Origin of the sequence: Streptomyces sp. NBC_00076 (genome assembly GCF_045041235.1) — a bacterium.
Lineage (GTDB): Bacteria > Actinomycetota > Actinomycetes > Streptomycetales > Streptomycetaceae > Streptomyces.
This window is the reverse complement of sequence record NZ_CP108242.1, coordinates 4,029,068-4,044,070: the sequence shown is the minus strand read 5'-3', so window position 1 is coordinate 4,044,070 and position 15,003 is coordinate 4,029,068. Positions and strand designations below refer to the sequence as shown.

At 69.6% G+C, this 15,003-nt stretch carries 14 protein-coding genes; 8 read left to right on the top strand and 6 right to left on the bottom strand.

Going from position 1 to position 15,003, the window contains the following annotated elements; all coding sequences use genetic code 11:
* The first annotated feature begins 115 nt into the window (after positions 1-115).
* A complete protein-coding gene (locus OHA64_RS18275) occupies positions 116-709 on the top strand; it encodes a histidine phosphatase family protein (protein WP_405614262.1) in 594 nt (197 codons plus the stop codon).
* 14 nt (positions 710-723) lie between these two features.
* Here OHA64_RS18275 and OHA64_RS18270 read toward each other — a convergent pair whose 3' ends face one another.
* Positions 724-2,190 (bottom strand): hypothetical protein, encoded by a 1,467-nt coding sequence (locus OHA64_RS18270; RefSeq protein WP_405614260.1) that lies wholly within the window; start codon positions 2,188-2,190, stop codon positions 724-726.
* Between the two features lie 293 nt (positions 2,191-2,483).
* Here OHA64_RS18270 and OHA64_RS18265 point away from each other — a divergent pair, with 293 nt between their 5' ends.
* The 5 genes from OHA64_RS18265 to OHA64_RS18245 all read left to right on the top strand — a co-directional run bounded on the left by OHA64_RS18265 (position 2,484) and on the right by OHA64_RS18245 (position 7,331).
* On the top strand, positions 2,484-2,870 hold the full coding sequence (locus OHA64_RS18265) for a hypothetical protein (protein WP_405614258.1): 387 nt from the start codon (positions 2,484-2,486) through the stop codon (positions 2,868-2,870).
* A 95-nt stretch (positions 2,871-2,965) separates the two neighbouring features.
* Positions 2,966-3,835 carry a spermidine synthase gene (locus OHA64_RS18260; protein WP_405614256.1) on the top strand — a complete coding sequence of 290 codons (870 nt, stop codon included), beginning with the start codon at positions 2,966-2,968 and terminating at the stop codon, positions 3,833-3,835.
* 309 nt (positions 3,836-4,144) lie between these two features.
* On the top strand, positions 4,145-5,458 hold the full coding sequence (locus OHA64_RS18255; protein ID WP_405614254.1) for an ABC transporter substrate-binding protein: 1,314 nt from the start codon (positions 4,145-4,147) through the stop codon (positions 5,456-5,458).
* Between the two features lie 11 nt (positions 5,459-5,469).
* A complete protein-coding gene (locus OHA64_RS18250; RefSeq protein WP_405614252.1) occupies positions 5,470-6,450 on the top strand; it encodes a carbohydrate ABC transporter permease in 981 nt (326 codons plus the stop codon).
* Positions 6,447-7,331 (top strand): carbohydrate ABC transporter permease, encoded by an 885-nt coding sequence (locus tag OHA64_RS18245; protein WP_405614250.1) that lies wholly within the window; start codon positions 6,447-6,449, stop codon positions 7,329-7,331. The genes OHA64_RS18250 and OHA64_RS18245 overlap by 4 nt, the downstream gene beginning before the upstream one ends.
* 142 nt (positions 7,332-7,473) lie before the next feature.
* On the opposite strand, the gene OHA64_RS18240 is transcribed toward OHA64_RS18245, so the two are convergent.
* From OHA64_RS18240 to OHA64_RS18225, 4 genes are all read right to left on the bottom strand, one after another.
* Positions 7,474-8,937, bottom strand: coding sequence for a GH1 family beta-glucosidase (locus OHA64_RS18240; RefSeq protein WP_405614248.1), 1,464 nt, complete (start codon positions 8,935-8,937; stop codon positions 7,474-7,476).
* A gap of 135 nt (positions 8,938-9,072) precedes the next feature.
* Positions 9,073-9,993, bottom strand: coding sequence for a carbohydrate ABC transporter permease (locus OHA64_RS18235; RefSeq protein WP_405614246.1), 921 nt, complete (start codon positions 9,991-9,993; stop codon positions 9,073-9,075).
* A 12-nt stretch (positions 9,994-10,005) separates the two neighbouring features.
* The gene (locus OHA64_RS18230; protein WP_405614244.1) at positions 10,006-11,019 is read right to left on the bottom strand and encodes a carbohydrate ABC transporter permease; all 1,014 of its coding nucleotides are present in this window, start codon (positions 11,017-11,019) and stop codon (positions 10,006-10,008) included.
* Between the two features lie 5 nt (positions 11,020-11,024).
* Positions 11,025-12,353: an ABC transporter substrate-binding protein gene (locus OHA64_RS18225; protein ID WP_405614242.1), complete on the bottom strand. Its 1,329-nt coding sequence runs from the start codon at positions 12,351-12,353 to the stop codon at positions 11,025-11,027.
* A gap of 357 nt (positions 12,354-12,710) precedes the next feature.
* Between OHA64_RS18225 and OHA64_RS18220 the strand changes: the two genes are divergently transcribed.
* Positions 12,711-13,766, top strand: coding sequence for a LacI family DNA-binding transcriptional regulator (locus OHA64_RS18220; RefSeq protein ID WP_405614240.1), 1,056 nt, complete (start codon positions 12,711-12,713; stop codon positions 13,764-13,766).
* A 5-nt stretch (positions 13,767-13,771) separates the two neighbouring features.
* On the opposite strand, the gene OHA64_RS18215 is transcribed toward OHA64_RS18220, so the two are convergent.
* Positions 13,772-14,053, bottom strand: coding sequence for a hypothetical protein (locus OHA64_RS18215; protein WP_405614238.1), 282 nt, complete (start codon positions 14,051-14,053; stop codon positions 13,772-13,774).
* A gap of 118 nt (positions 14,054-14,171) precedes the next feature.
* On the opposite strand from OHA64_RS18215, the gene OHA64_RS18210 reads away from it, so the two are divergent.
* Positions 14,172-14,990 (top strand): serine/threonine protein kinase, encoded by an 819-nt coding sequence (locus OHA64_RS18210; RefSeq protein WP_405614237.1) that lies wholly within the window; start codon positions 14,172-14,174, stop codon positions 14,988-14,990.
* The last annotated feature ends 13 nt before the right edge of the window (positions 14,991-15,003 follow it).

Below are 15,003 nucleotides of genomic sequence, written 5' to 3'. Positions count from 1 at the left end.
CCGTGGAGCGCCCCCGGCCCTCAAAGACGCAGAGATCGCCCGCCGGGTTGCCCCTGCACAGCGTGCGCGATGATGGAGGGACTTTGCCTTCGAGTTCCCCCGGGAAGGTCCCCCCATGGCACCGCGCATCCTGCTGGCCCGGCACGGACAGACGCAGTGGTCGCTGTCCGGCAAGCACACCGGCAGGACCGATGTGCCGCTCCTGGAGGACGGCCGGCGTGGCGCCAAGCTGCTCGGGGAGCGCCTGCACCGGGCGCCGTTCGACGGTCTCGACGGGGTCGAGGTGCGCACCAGCCCGCTGGTGCGGGCGCGTGAGACCTGCGAACTCGCCGGCTTCGGGAACCGGGCGAGCAGCTGGGACACGCTCATGGAGTGGGACTACGGCGCCTACGAGGGCATGACCCCGCAGGAGATCCACGCCCTGCGGCCCGGCTGGCTCATCTGGCGCGACGGCGTACCGGAGGGCGAGCCGCTCGCGGAGGTTACGGCCCGCGCGGACGAGGTGGTCGGGTGGGCCCGGGAGGCGGACCGGGACGTGCTGGTGTTCGCGCACGGGCACATACTGCGGTCCATCGGCGCACGCTGGCTCGGTCTGCCGCTGGACTTCGCGGCGCGGATCCGGCTGAACCCGACGTCGCTGTCGGTGCTCGGCTGGGCGTACGGCGAACCGGCCATCGAGAGCTGGAACGACCTGGGGCACCTTTTCTGACGCCGGCCGCCCCCTCATGCCGTACGCGGCAACGAGCCGTGCCTCTCCAGGAACGTCGACACCCCCGACGCCCGCCGGTGCGGCCGCAGCACCCTCGCGGTGCCCGCCAGCATCGTCTGCACCCGTGACGACTGCACCTCTTTCAACAGGTCCAGCACCTTCATGCCGGCCGCCGCGGCCTCGTCGGGGCGGCCCCCGCGCGCGAGGTCGTCCGCCAGTTCCGCCGTGTACAGGGCGATGTTCCTGCTGAAGTGCGGGTCCTGGAGCTGGGCCGCCCGACGCGCGTGCCGGGCCGCTCGGGGCCAGTCGCCGAGCGTCGACCAGCACTGCGCCTCCAGGCCCTCCAGTTCGGCCTCGCCGTAGAAGCTCATCCACTCGGGGTCGGCGTCCGACGTGCCTCGCTCGTAGAGGGCCTGGGCGCGGGCCAGGGCCTGTTCGCAGCCGGTGCGGTCGGCGAGCCCGGCCCAGCCGCCCGCCTCGCGCAGCGCGAGCAGCGACATCAGCCGGGCGGAACCCAGGGAGCGCCCGACGCGTTGCGCGGCCTGGGCGGCGCGTACCGCCTCGCGCGGTCGGCCGGCGTCCCGCGCGAGGAACGCCGAGTTGCAGAAGGCGTGCGCCTCCAGGGCGTCGTCGCCGCTCACCCGGGCGGTCGCGAGGGCCTCCGCGTAGTGCGAGCGGGCGTCGTCGAAGCGTCCCGAGTCATGGGCCAGCCAGCCCACCGAGATGGCCAGTTCACCGGCGCCCGAGTGGAGCCGGTCGGCGGTCCTCTGCCGGGTCACCCCGGCGTCCAGCAGCGCGTAGGCGGCGCGCAGCGGGGCCGCCGCGCGCTGGTACAAGCCGTCCGCGCCGTGCCGGTCGTCGAGCAGCCGGATTCTGCGGACCGCTTCCTCGAGCGCGTTCGCGTCGCTCGCGCCGACCCGGCGGACCGGACGGCCCGCGGCCGCGGCGTCGAAGGCGAGCCCCAGGGGGCTCAGCGAGGCGGCGGCCACCGTGGCGCCTGAGCTGGTCATGAATGCGCGACGCAGCACGTCGCTCTCCTCGTTGTCGTGCGTCTCGTACGGGCTGTGTGCGCCGTACGGGTCCGGTGTGTCCTCGGTGTCATACGGCTCGTCCGCCCCTCGCGTCTCACCTGTTGCATATGCCGGAATCGTGGTGCACGAAGGCGGCGCGTCCTCAGGCGTGCGCGACCGGCGTCCGCGTACGGACGAACGGGTCGCGAACCCGAGGTCGGTGAGCGTTCGGCCCGGGAACATGTGCAGGAACACCCGTTCGTACGCGTAGTTGGGGCAGCGGATCTCGCCCGCCTCGACCCGTCCGACATAGCGCGCGTCGCAGCTCACCTGCTCGCCGATCTCGCGGGCTGCCCGCCGTACCGCCGCGGCGAACTCGGCCGGCGAGCGCTGGCCGCGCAACCGCCGGAACGCGAGATTCGGCCGCGGTGGGCCAGGGGGCTGGGACGAGGTCACCATTGACGACGCCATGGCCGGGTCCTCTCGTGCGAACCGTCGAACCATGCCGGAAGCGAGGTGGGTTCGGGCTGAGTTGTCCGCGTGACACCCTGTCTCCGGCGGGCAAGAACGTACCTGCTGTGTGCGCCCCGCCACGCAGAGTTTGGTCGCAAACCGGATATCTCATCCTTGATCTGCCATGAACTGCCATCCTTTGCGGCGGACTTCGGCCGTAGCCGTTGACGCGTCGCCGCGTTGAACCCCGTGGACCGGGAGCCGCCCGACTCCCGAACCGTTCGTTGGAGGGTTTCGTGGTGGAGGCCGGGATGGAGATCAGTCAGAGCGCCGATCCTTGTACGTCGACTGCGACCGGTGCGCCGCCTTCCCGCCCGGGCAGCGCGTGCGATCTGGTCACGGTGCCGACGCGGCAGGGGCTCGAGGCCGTCGACATCCTGCGCCGGGGGGTGGGCGACGTGGTGGGGCCCGTACTGCACGACGACGGCTGCGACACGCTGGGGTTCCTGGTGCCGTCGGGGACCGCCGCGGCGTGGGACGTGCCGGGGAGCACCTGTACGCAGACGGACGGGAGGGGGCTGAGACTGAGACCGTTGCTGCCCTCCGGAGATGCGGACCTCGCGACGGATCCGGTGGTGCTGCGGGCGGCACTGGGGGAGGCGGCGCGGTTGATCGAGGCGGTGGACAACTGCAGCTGACCTCGGCGCGAGCCGGCGAGCCGTCGCCAGGAGCTCGCCGAGTTCTGACCCGAGCGCGTTGAGTCGTCCATTCCGCGGCGCCTGATAATGGCGCAATGGGAAAGTCCAGGAAGCCCCGGCGCACCGGCGCCGCCGTCGAGGCGCTCGTCGAGACCGTCGACGGCGGGCTCGCCGAACTCGTCCCCGACCGGGACCGGTCGCGGGCCTGGACGCTGCTCATCGACGGAGCGCCGCAGTCGCATGTCGACCTGGACGATCCGGCGTATCTGTCCTTCGAGTACCAGCGACGGCTCGGGCACGTCATCGACCTGGTCGCCCCGCCCGGCCGCCCCGTGCACGCCGTACATCTCGGCGGTGGTGCGCTCACCCTGGCCCGGTATGTCGCCGCCACCCGCCCCCGCTCCACCCAGCAGGTCGTCGAGCGCGACGCGCCCCTGGTTCAGCTGGTCCGCCGGGAGCTGCCCCTGGCGCCCACCGCGCGCATCCGGGTCAGATCCACGGACGCCCGCGAAGGCCTTGCCAAGGTGCCCGACGGCTGGGCCGACCTCGTCATCGCCGATGTGTTCAGCGGGGCCCGCACCCCGGCCCACCTCACCTCGACCGAGTTCCTCGGCGAGGTCCGCCGGGCGCTGAAGCCGGGCGGCTGGTACGCCGCGAATCTCGCCGACGGTCCGCCGCTGGCCCATCTGCGCGGCCAGATCGCCACCGCGGCGGCGTGTTTCCCGGAGCTCGCGCTGGTCGCCGACCCGACGGTCCTGCGTGGCAAACGATTCGGCAACGCGGTCCTGGTCGCCTGCGACCACCCGCTCCCGCTCGCCGAAATCACCCGCCGCGCCGCCTCGGACCCGCACCCCGGGCGGGTCGAACACGGCAAGACGCTCACCGACTTCGCGGGCGGGGCGCTGCCGGTGACGGACGCGGCGGCCGTGGCGTCGCCCGCGCCACCGCCGTCCGCCTTCCGGTGACTCAGCAGGTCCCGATCTCCACCCGCGGTGGCCCGTCATTCAGGTGCAGGACACCGGCACTCGGTCCGCGCCCCGATGTCGAGGCCGCGTTCGCGAAGGCGTTCACACCCCACAAATGATCACTCGCTGCCTAAAGGTGGCCAATCATGTCGATTACGTTTCGACAAATGAACGCAGCGGGTCTTGACGCATGCCAGCTCATACGGCTGTTATGGCGCCATCGTGTTCGGTCAAGTTGATTTCTGGTCGATTGAGATCAGCTTTCAGTCAGTCTCACCCCGTGGCCGAACCCTGCCCTCAGGAGCCGTCATGCCCGACCTCGCCCCCTCCGGCCTCTCCCTCTCCTCCCCGAGCCGTCGCGCCCTGCTGCGCGGCGTCGGCGGTGCCGCCGTCCTCGGCGCCGGGATACCCCTGCTGAGCGCCTGCGGCGGCAGCGGCACGGCCTCCGACTCGAAGAGCGTCACCCTCGGCTCCAACTCCTCTGACGCCGTCCCGAAGAAGGCGTTCGCCGAGATCTACGCGGCCTTCCAGAAGCAGTCCGGCATCACGGTCGACGTGAACACCAAGGACCACAACACCTTCCAGGAGCAGATCAACTCCTATCTGCAGGGCACGCCGGACGACGTGTTCACCTGGTTCGCCGGCTACCGCATGCAGTTCTTCGCGGCGAAGAACCTCGCCACCCCGATCGACGACGTGTGGTCCAAGATCGGCGGGAACTTCCCCGACGCGATGAAGAAGCTCAGCAAGGGCGCGGACGGCAAGTACTACTTCGTGCCGCTGTACACGTACCCGTGGGCGCTGTTCTACCGCAAGAGCGTCTTCGAGCAGCACGGCTACACCGTCCCCACCACGTGGGACCAGCTGGTGGCCCTGTGCAAGCAGATGAAGAAGGACGGCCTCGTCCCGATCGCGTTCGGCGACAAGGACGCCTGGCCGGCGATGGGCACCTTCGACCAGATCAACTTCCGCACCAACGGCTACGACTTCCACGTGGACCTGATGGCGGGCAAGGCGGCCTGGACCGACGCCAAGGTCCGCAAGGTCTTCGACCACTGGACGGAGCTGCTCCCCTACCACCAGGACGGCGCGGTCGGCCGGACCTGGCAGGACGCCGCCCAGACCCTGGTGGCGAAGAAGGCCGGCATGTACCTGCTGGGCACCTTCGTGGGGCAGCAGTTCACCAACAAGGCCGACGCGGACGACCTGGACTTCTTCGCCTTCCCGGAGATCGACCCGGCCTATGGGCAGGACACCGTCGAGGCGCCGACCGACGGGTACATGCTCTCCAAGGCCCCGAAGAACAAGGCCGCCGCGGCGAAGCTGCTGGAGTACCTGGGCACGCCCGCGGCGGAACAGATCTACCTCAAGGCGGACTCGAGTGTGGTGGCCGCCTCCAGCAAGGCCGACACCTCCTCGTACACGGCCCTGCAGAAGAAGGCGTACGAGATGATCTCGGGTGCCAAGAGCCTGACGCAGTTCATGGACCGCGACTCCCGGCCGGACTTCACCTCGACGGTGATGCAGCCCGCGCTGCAGAACTTCGTCCGCAACCCCAAGAACATCGACAGCATCCTGTCGTCGGTCGAACGTCAGAAGAAGCAGATCTTCGCGTCTGCCTGAGCACCCACACCATGACTGCTGAGACGACCACGAACAGCCCGGAGGCGGCCGCCGTGCCCCCTCCGGGCGCCGCGTCCGCCGCCAAGCGGATCCCGCAGGGCCACCGGCGCCTGCTCACCCGCCGCGACCGCATCACGCTGGGCCTGATGGCCGGCGTGCCCACGATCCTGCACGTGGCCCTGGTCTGGGTCACCGCGCTGGCCTCCATCGCGCTGGCCTTCACCACCTGGGACGGCATCGGCTTCGACTCCATCAAGTGGGTCGGGCTGCAGAACTTCCGTGACCTGTTCACCAGCAACCCGCAGTTCTGGCCCGCCGTCCAGCACAACGTCATCTGGTTCGTCGTGCTCATCCTGATCCCGACCCCGCTCGGGCTGTTCCTGGCCGTGCAACTCGACAAGAAGATCCGGTTCAGCCGCGTCTACCAGACCGCGCTGTTCCTGCCGGTCGTCGTCTCGCTCGCGGTCACCGGCTTCGTCTGGCAGCTGATCTACAACCCCGACACCGGCCTGATCAACAGCCTCATCGGCGCCAACAAACCCGGCCACTACATCGACTGGATCGGCGACCCCCACCTCAACCTGTGGGCCATCCTCGTCGCCGCCTGCTGGCGCCACACCGGCTACATGATGATCCTCTACCTGGCCGGCCTCAAGGGCGTCGACCCGTCCCTGCGCGAGGCCTCCTCGCTGGACGGCGCGAACGAGTGGCAGACGTTCAAGAACGTCATCTTCCCCACCCTGCGCCCCACCAACACCGTCGTCCTGGTCGTCACGATCATCGAGGCGCTGCGCGCCTTCGACCTCGTGTTCGTCTTCAACAAGGGCGCCCAGGGCACCGAACTGCTGTCGATCCTGGTCACCAACAACATCATCGGCGAGTCCAGCCGGATCGGATACGGCTCCGCGATCGCCGTCGTGCTGCTGGTCATCTCCCTCGCCGTGATCATCCCGTACCTGATCGCGACCTTCCGCAAGGAGCGGCGAGCATGAGCGCGACCCTCGCGACCAAGCAGCGCACCCCCATCCGCCCCGCCCGGATCCTGCTGCACACCTTCCTCATCGTCACCGCCCTGGCCTGGCTGGCCCCCCTGCTGTGGGCACTGTTCGCCGCCCTGCGCCCTTACTCCGAGACCAGCACCAAGGGTTACGTCTCCTGGCCCGACAAGCTCAGCTTCGACAACTTCACCAACGCGTTCGAGCAGTCGGACATGACGCACTACTTCGGGAACACGCTGCTCATCGCGGTCCCGGCGGTCCTGGTGACCCTGTTCCTGTCCTCCTGCGTGGCCTTCTACGTCAGCCGCTTCGACTTCAGGGTCAACCTGTTCCTGCTCCTGGTGTTCACGGCCGGCAACCTGCTCCCGCAGCAGGTCATCATCACCCCGCTCTACCGCCTCTACCTCCTCATCGACCTGCCCGGCATCACCATGAGCGGCAAGCTCTACGACTCCGCGCTCGGCCTGGTCCTCATCCACGTCGCCTTCCAGTCCGGGTTCTGCGCCTTCGTGCTCAGCAACTACATGCGCTCCCTGCCGCACGAACTGACCGAGGCCGCCCTCGTCGACGGCGCCTCCGTATGGCGCCTGTACTGGCAGATCGTGCTGCCCCTGTGCAAACCCGCGATGGCCGCCCTGGCCACCCTGCTGTCCATCTGGATCTACAACGACTTCTTCTGGGCCATCGTCCTGATCTCCACCGGCGAGAACATGCCGATCACCTCCGCCCTGAACAACCTCTCCGGCCAGTACTTCACCGACCCCAACCTCGTCGCCGCCGGCGCCCTGCTCACCGCGATCCCCACCCTGATCGTCTACTTCGCACTCCAACGCCAGTTCGTCAGCGGCCTCACCCTCGGCGCCAACAAGGGCTGACACCCCTTTCGACCGGCCCGTTCGCCGGAAGAGAAGCACCCTGCGGACCCCGTGCGGCCCGACAATCGGGGCGCGGCATCCCCCGTCGGATGCCGCGTCCCGTCCCCCGCTTCCCCCCTCGGGTGTCAGTTCGTCTCGGGTGTCAGTCCGTCGCCGCCAGGGGCGGCAGGTCTGCCACGGTCACCGCCGGCAGCGTCCCCGTGCGGGCGGCCCGGGCGTACCAGTGGGCGCTCGACTTGGGGGTCCGCTCCAGGGTCGCGTAGTCGACGTAGACCGCGCCGAAGCGCTTGCCGTAGCCGTAGGCCCACTCGAAGTTGTCCATGAGGGACCAGAGGTAGTACCCGCGGACGTCGGCGCCGTCGGTGATGGCGCGGCGGACCGCCGACAGGTGGCCGTGGAGGTAGGAGATCCGCTCGGGGTCGTGGACCCGGCCGTCCGGGTCGGGCTTGTCGTCGTAGGCCGCGCCGTTCTCCGTGATGTACAGCGGCAGGCCCGGGGCCTCGCGGGTGTAGCGCATGATCAGGTCGTGCAGGCCGGTCGGGTCGATCGTCCAGCCCATCTCCGTGTGCTCGCCCGGCGACTGGTGGAAGGCGACGTCGTCCGCGCCGGGCCAGGGGGAGAAGGAGCTGGAGCCGTGGCCGTCGGCGCGCGGGCTGCTCGCGTGCGGGTCCGCCGCCGAGACCAGCGCCGGGGTGTAGTAGTTGAGGCCCAGCGCGTCCAGCGGCTGGTTGATGGCCGCCAGGTCGCCGTCCTGGACGTAGGACCAGTCCGTGATCAGCTCCGTCGCCGCGTACAGCGTCTCCGGGTACGCGCCGTGCAGCATGGGGCCGTGGAAGACGCCGTTGGCCAGGTCGTCGATCTTCTGGACCGCCGCCAGGTCCGCCGAGTCCGGCGAAAGCGGCCGTACGACCGCGGAGTTGAGGCTCACCGCCACCGAGTTGCGGGCCGGCATCGCCGAGCGCAGGGCCGTGGTGCCCAGGCCGTGGGCCAGGTTCAGGTGGTGTGCGGCCTTGAGGGAGGCCGCCGGGTCGGTGCGGCCGGGGGCGTGCACACCGGAGGCGTAGCCGAGGAACGCGCTGCACCACGGCTCGTTGAGCGTCATCCAGTGCTCCACCCGGTCGCCGAGCGCCTCGCCGACGATCTGCGCGTACTCCGCGAAGCGGTACGCCGTGTCGCGCTCCGGCCAACCGCCCGCGTCCTCCAGCTCCTGCGGCAGATCCCAGTGGTAGAGGGTGATGGCCGGCTTGATGCCGCGCGCGAGCAGCTCGTCGACCAGCCGCCGGTAGAAGTCCAGGCCCCGCTGGACCGCCGGACCGCGGCCCGTCGGCTGCACCCGCGGCCAGGAGATCGAGAAGCGGTACGCGCCCAGGCCGAGCTCCGCCATCAACGCCACGTCGTCGCGGTAGCGGTGGTAGTGGTCGACAGCGATGTCACCGTGCTCGCCGTCGGCCGTCTTGCCCGGCGTATGACTGAAGGTGTCCCAGATGGAGGGCGTACGGCCGTCCTCCCGCACCGCCCCCTCGATCTGGTACGCGGAGGTCGCGGCGCCCCAGAGGAAGGCGGGCGGAAAGGTCACCGGGGTGTCCGGAGTTTCGGACTCAGGCATGGAAGCGCTCCCATTGGAGGTCGGGGGGACCGACGGAGAAGGGGATGGGGGAGGGGGTGGCGGAGGGGGAGACAGGGCCGGCAGGGGCCGGGGCGACGGTGACCCGGCCCCGGCAGAACCAGGGGATGCGGGCGCTCAGCCCTTCACGGCGCCCTGCATGATGCCGCCCACGATCTGCTTGCCGAAGATCGCGAAGACCAGCAGCAGCGGCAGCGTGCCGAGCAGCGCGCCCGCCATGATCAGGGACTGGTCGGGCGTGTAGCCGCGGCCCAGGGCGGCGACCGCGACCTGCACGGTCGGGTTGCCGGTCTGGGTCAGGACCAGGAAGGGCCACAGGAAGTCGTTCCAGGTCTGCACGAACACCAGCATGCCGAGCACGGCCATCGCCGGCCGGGCCGCCGGGAACACCACGTGCCACACCACCCGCCAGCTGCTCGCCCCGTCGACCCGGGCGGCCTCGATGATCTCGTCCGGCAAAGCCTGGATCAGGTACTGCCGCATGAAGAACACCCCGAAGGCGCTCACCAGAGACGGGAAGATGACCGCCTGCAACTGGTCGGTCCAGTCCAGCTTGGCGACCATCATGTACAGCGGGATCACGCTCAGCTGCGGCGGCACCATCATCGTGCCGATCACGATCAGCATCATCGCGCCACGGCCCCTGAACCGCAGTTTGGCGAAGGCGAACCCGGCGATCGTCGACAGGAAGACGACGGTCACCGCCGAAACCCCCGCGACGAGCGTGGTGTTGAAGAACGCCTCACCCAGATTGGCGTCCGTCCAGGCAAGTTCGATCTTGTCGAAGAGGCCGCCGCCGAACCAGAACGGCGGTGGGGTCTGCGCCAGCCGGTTGTTGTCGCGAGAGGCGGCGATCGCCGACCACACCAGGGGGAACAGCGAGATGATCGTGAACAGGATGAGGATCGCGTACGCGATCGGGCCGCCGTGCAGCTGGCCGCCGGCCCGCGCGGCCTTGGGCAGGCGCGGGCGCCTGGGCTTGTCCGCGGGCTTCGAGTCGATGGGATTCTGGTCGGTGGGCGTCACCGTAGTCGTCACGGCCGGGACTCCTTAACTACTGGCGCGCAGCCGGCGCGAGATGACGTAGTTGATGACGCCGATGACGATCAGCATCAGGAACATCGTCCAGGCGATCGCCGAGGCACGGCCCAGGTGCTGGGCGACCCAGCCCTGCTCGTACAGGTACAGGCCGAGCGTCTGGAACTGGTGTTCCGCGCCGCCCGAGGTGCCCTTGTTGGCGTCGAACAGCAGCGGCTCACCGAAGACCTGGCTCGCCCCGATCGTCGACACCACGCACGTGAACAGGATCGTCGGGCGCAGCGCGGGCACCGTCACATGGATGAACTGCTGCCAGCGGCTGGCCCCGTCCAGGGCCGCCGACTCGTACAGGTCGTGCGGGATCGCCTGCATCGCGGCGAGGTAGATCAGCGCGTTGTAGCCGGTCCAGCGCCAGATGATGATCGACGACACGGCGATCTGCGAGGGCCACTTGTCGTTCTGCCAGTCCACCGGATCGATGCCGACGGCGTCGAGCGCCCAGTTGATCATGCCGTAGTCGCGGCCGAAGAGCATGACGAACACCAGCGAGGCGGCGGCGATCGAGGTCGCGTACGGCGCGAGCATCGCGACCCGGAAGAAGGTCGAGGCCCGCAGCTTGTAGTTGAGGATGTGGGCGATGCCCATCGCCATCAACAGCTGCGGAACGGTGGAGATGATGCCGATCGTCAGGGTGTTCTTCGCCGCGTTCCAGAAGAACTCGTCGTCGAAGATCCGGGTGTAGTTGCGCAGCCCCACCCAGTTCATGTCGGTCGGCGCCGTCAGCTCCACCTGGTGCAGCGAGGCCCAGCCGGTGTAGAGCAACGGGAACAGGCCGAACGCGACGAAAAGCAGGAAGAACGGGGAGACGAAGGCGTACGGACTCCAGCGGATGTCCCGCTGCCAGCGCCGGGACAGCCGGGCGCGCTTCTGCTGCGCCGCGGCGGAGTTTTCGTCCCCGGGCGGGCGGCCCGGGGCCGCGCCCCCCTCCTTCACGGGGGGCGCGGCGGTGTCGTGACGGGTGGTCATCCGGGTCACTGGTCCAGCTTGTTGTCGATGGACTTGACGGCGGATTCCCAGGCCTCCTGAGCCGACTTGCCCTTCGTCACCAGGATGACGCCGTTGTCCGACAGGCCCTGCTGGATGATCTGGTCCTTCGGGCCGATCACCTGGACCGGGGCGGTCTTGGCGGCCTCGGCGAAGATCGGGCCGATCTTCTGCTCACCGGTCATCTGGTTCACCGCGCCGGTGACCTCGGGCATGGTGTATGCGGCCGGGGCGCTCGGGAAGCTGGCCTGTACCTTGAACAGCTTCGCCTGCTGCTCCGGTGCGGTCAGCCAGGCCACGAACTTCTGGGCCTCTTCCACGTTCTTGCCGCTCTTGGGCACGGTCAGGAAGGTGCCGCCCCAGTTACCGCTCTTGGGCGCGGTGGCGACGGCCCACTTGCCCTTCGCCTCCGGCTTCGAGTTGTCCTTCAGCGTGCCGAGCATCCACGGCGGGCAGGAGACCGCTGCGAACTTGCTGTTGGCGATCGTCGAGTTCCAGGCGGGCTGGAACTGCGTCTGCGCCTGGACCAGCCCCTTCTCGGCGGCCTCCGCGGTCAGGTCGAAGGCGGCCTTGACGGCCGGGTTCGTCTTGTAGATGACCTTGCCGGAGGAGTCGTAGAACTTCTCCTTCTCGCTGCCGATGATCCCGTTGAGCAGACCGCCGGGGGAGTCCATGAAGAAGGTGCCCTTGGGCGCCTTCGCCTTGTACCGCTCGCCGACGGTGAGGAGCTTGGACCAGTCACCGTTCCACAGTGCGCCGACCTCCGCGGGGTCCGTGGGCAGCCCGGCCTGCTTGAAGAGGTCGGTGCGGTAGCAGATCGCCATGGGGCCCACGTCGGTACCGAGGCCGACCGTCTGGCCGTCCTTGGTCGTGGCCTGCTCCCACTTCCAGCCGAGCCACTTGCTCTTGTCCACTCCCGAGACCTTGGAGAAGTCCGTGAGCTTGTCGGCCTGGGTGTTCACGATCTCGGCGATGTTGGCGACCTCGACGGCCTGGACGTCCAGCAGACCGCTGTTGGTGGTGAGGTGGTTCAGCAGCGGCGGGTAGTAGTTCTCGTTCCGCTGGATCACGTTGTCGGCGATCTTGATCTTGGGGTTGAGCTTCTCGTACTCGGTGTAGAGGCCGGCCTCCTTGAAGCCCATGGTGCCGAAGAGACCCAGCGTGATCGTGGTCTTGCCGCCGTTTTCGTCCGAAGACGACTTGTTGGCGTCGTCGCCTCCGTCGTCGGCACAGCCGGCCAGCAGCCCGGCGCCCAGCGACGCGACAGCCGCGAGAACAACCGCCCTGTTGCGGGCGGATCGGGTACGTGCTCGCATTGCGTCCTCCTGTTGCCCTGACGTGCCGACCCCCCGGCCAACTGCGCTGTTGGACCCGTTAGTTCTAGCTGCGGCTCGGGTGGGGAACGTGCGGGATGTGTATGTGTCAGGTACCGTGGGAGCGCTCCCACTCGTGATGTGTTGAAGGTTCGTCGGTACGGGCGGGGGTGTCAAGGGAGTCAGCAAGGAGATATGTCTTCAGTTATCAGCCTGTTAACTAACTCAGGGGGACAACGATCCGGCCAGCCGTCCGGGGCTCTCCCGCGGAAACGCGGGAGCCCACGGGGCGCGGTCGGGCCCTCGGCAGACTGTTAGATTCCAGGCCAGCGTGATGATGACGGCGGGAAGGCGGAGCCCATGGCAAGCCACGGAGCGCGTGGCCGGAGCGGTGGCCGGCCCACCCTCGAAGAGGTGGCGGCACGGGCGGGCGTCGGTCGCGGGACGGTCTCCCGGGTGATCAACGGTTCGCCCCGGGTGAGCGACGCCACCCGGGCGGCGGTGGAGGCGGCGGTCGCCGAACTGGGCTACGTACCCAACACGGCCGCCCGTGCCCTGGCCGCCAACCGCACCGACGCGATCGCCCTCGTCGTCCCCGAGCCGGAGACCCGGTTCTTCGCCGAACCGTACTTCTCGGACATGCTCAAGGGCGTCGGCGCCGAGCTGTCCGACACGGAGATGCAGCTGCTGCTGATCTTCGCGGGCAGCGACCGGGAGCGGGCCCGCCTCGCCCAGTACCTGGCCGCGCACCGGGTCGACGGCGTCCTGCTGGTGTCCGTGCACGCCGACGATCCGCTGCCCGACCTGCTCGCCCAGCTGGAGATACCGGCAGTGATCAGCGGCCCGAGATCGGCCGGGGAGACGTTGCCGTCGGTCGACTCGGACAACTACGGCGGCGCCCGTTCGGCGGTCGAGCACCTGCTGGCCCGCGGTTCCCGGGTGGTCGCCCACATCACCGGCCGGCTCGACGTGTACGGCGCCCAGCGCCGTGCCGACGGCTACCGTGACGCCCTGCTGGACGCGGGGCACCTGGTGGACGAGCGACTGATCGAGACGGGTGACTTCACCGAGGAGGGCGGCCGACGGGCGATGACGAAGCTGCTGGCCCGCCGTCCCGACCTGGACGCGGTCTTCGCGGGCTCGGACGTGATGGCGGCCGGCGCCCGTCAGGTCCTGCGTGAGGAGGGTCGCGCCATCCCCGACGACGTGGCGCTCGTCGGCTACGACGACTCGGCCATCGCCCGTCACATGGACCCGCCGCTGACCAGCGTGCGTCAGCCCATCGAGGAGATGGGACGCAGGATGATCGACCTGCTGCTGACCGAGATCGCCGACCGTCGTCCGGCGGTCACCCGGGAGCTGGAGCGACGCCAGGTGGTGCTGGCGACGGAGCTGGTGCCGCGGACGTCGTCCTGACCCGGTCAATGCCGGTGCCACCCGCTGTGCGGTCGCCGTCGCGGCCGCTCGGTGCGGTGCGTGACGAACCAGGCGATGCCGAGGAGTACGGCCCCGGCCAGCCAGCAGACGATCACCAGCCAGGCGCCGACGAGCCACTCCGGGTCGTCGGCGCCCCGGCACAGCTCCCCGGCGCAGCCCTCGCGCGCCGCGTCGAGTGCCACCACGAGCCACAGCGGCATGGCCAGGTTGAACGCGAGGAACACCCAGGTCAGCAGCCGCCACCGGGGAGTGCGCCGGGCCCGCATGACGAGCCTCCCAACGTCATGAACGGCTCATAACCTGACCATACGCCCGTATGATCCGGGCGAGAGCGTGTGGAAAACCGGCGGCACCCGCCCCGCTCCCAGACGCATGCTGAGGTCCATGACTCCGCAACCGCCGACTCCCCATCCGCTGCTGGACGTCGACGAGGTCCCCGAGCTGGAGCCCCACCTCCGCACCGTCGGCGAGGTGTTCCGCGCCTTCCGTACCCAGGACTCGGGCTGCGTCTCGTACGGCGTCCAACTCCCGGACGGCACACGCAGTTTCGTCAAGGAGGCCACCACCGACGCCGCCCACCGCTCGCTCGACCGTGCCTGGGCCTTCCACCGATCGGTCCGGCATCCGGCGATCGTCCCGCAACTGCACCGGATCGCGCTACGGGACGGCCGTACGGCGACGGTGATGCCCTGGCGTGAGGGCGAGTCCCTCCACACCCCGGCGGACCGCTCCCACCCCGACAGCCCCCGGTCCCGCTTCCGCGCGCTCCCGGTCTCCCGGGTCCTCGCCGCCCTGGACCGTCTCCTCGACGCCCATCTCGCGGTGGAGGCGGCGGGCCAGGTCGCCGTCGACCTCTACGACGGCTCCCTCCTCTACGACTTCCGGGCCGCCGAGCTCCATCTGATCGACCTCGACGAGTACCGCCCCGGCCCGTTCGTCCTCACCACGGACCGCCTCCCCGGCTCCCGCCGCTTCATGGCCCCGGAGGAGTGGCGACGCGGCGCCGTCATCGACCGCCGCACGACGGTGTACGTCCTCGGCCGCGCCGCCCGCCTCCTTCTGGGCGCCGACGACGACGAGCGCGCCTTCCGGGGCACGACGGCACAGGCGGCGGTCATCGAACGGGCCACCCGCCCGGATCCGGGCGAACGTTTCCCAGGCGTGGGGGAGTTGACGACGGCGTGGAGGGCGGCGGCTGCTTGAGAGGCGGGGGGAT

Excerpts from the sequence above, each read along its gene's own strand:
- OHA64_RS18270 (WP_405614260.1), bottom strand. The coding sequence starts at position 2,190 with ATGGCGTCGTCAATGGTGACCTCGTCCCAGCCCCCTGGCCCACCGCGG.
- OHA64_RS18225 (WP_405614242.1), bottom strand. The coding sequence starts at position 12,353 with ATGCGAGCACGTACCCGATCCGCCCGCAACAGGGCGGTTGTTCTCGCG.
- OHA64_RS18215 (WP_405614238.1), bottom strand. The coding sequence starts at position 14,053 with ATGCGGGCCCGGCGCACTCCCCGGTGGCGGCTGCTGACCTGGGTGTTC.
- OHA64_RS18255 (WP_405614254.1), top strand. The coding sequence starts at position 4,145 with ATGCCCGACCTCGCCCCCTCCGGCCTCTCCCTCTCCTCCCCGAGCCGT.
- OHA64_RS18245 (WP_405614250.1), top strand. The coding sequence starts at position 6,447 with ATGAGCGCGACCCTCGCGACCAAGCAGCGCACCCCCATCCGCCCCGCC.
- OHA64_RS18250 (WP_405614252.1), top strand. The coding sequence starts at position 5,470 with ATGACTGCTGAGACGACCACGAACAGCCCGGAGGCGGCCGCCGTGCCC.
- OHA64_RS18220 (WP_405614240.1), top strand. The coding sequence starts at position 12,711 with ATGGCAAGCCACGGAGCGCGTGGCCGGAGCGGTGGCCGGCCCACCCTC.
- OHA64_RS18210 (WP_405614237.1), top strand. The coding sequence starts at position 14,172 with ATGACTCCGCAACCGCCGACTCCCCATCCGCTGCTGGACGTCGACGAG.
- OHA64_RS18240 (WP_405614248.1), bottom strand. The coding sequence starts at position 8,937 with ATGCCTGAGTCCGAAACTCCGGACACCCCGGTGACCTTTCCGCCCGCC.
- OHA64_RS18260 (WP_405614256.1), top strand. The coding sequence starts at position 2,966 with ATGGGAAAGTCCAGGAAGCCCCGGCGCACCGGCGCCGCCGTCGAGGCG.
- OHA64_RS18265 (WP_405614258.1), top strand. The coding sequence starts at position 2,484 with ATGGAGATCAGTCAGAGCGCCGATCCTTGTACGTCGACTGCGACCGGT.
- OHA64_RS18230 (WP_405614244.1), bottom strand. The coding sequence starts at position 11,019 with ATGACCACCCGTCACGACACCGCCGCGCCCCCCGTGAAGGAGGGGGGC.
- OHA64_RS18275 (WP_405614262.1), top strand. The coding sequence starts at position 116 with ATGGCACCGCGCATCCTGCTGGCCCGGCACGGACAGACGCAGTGGTCG.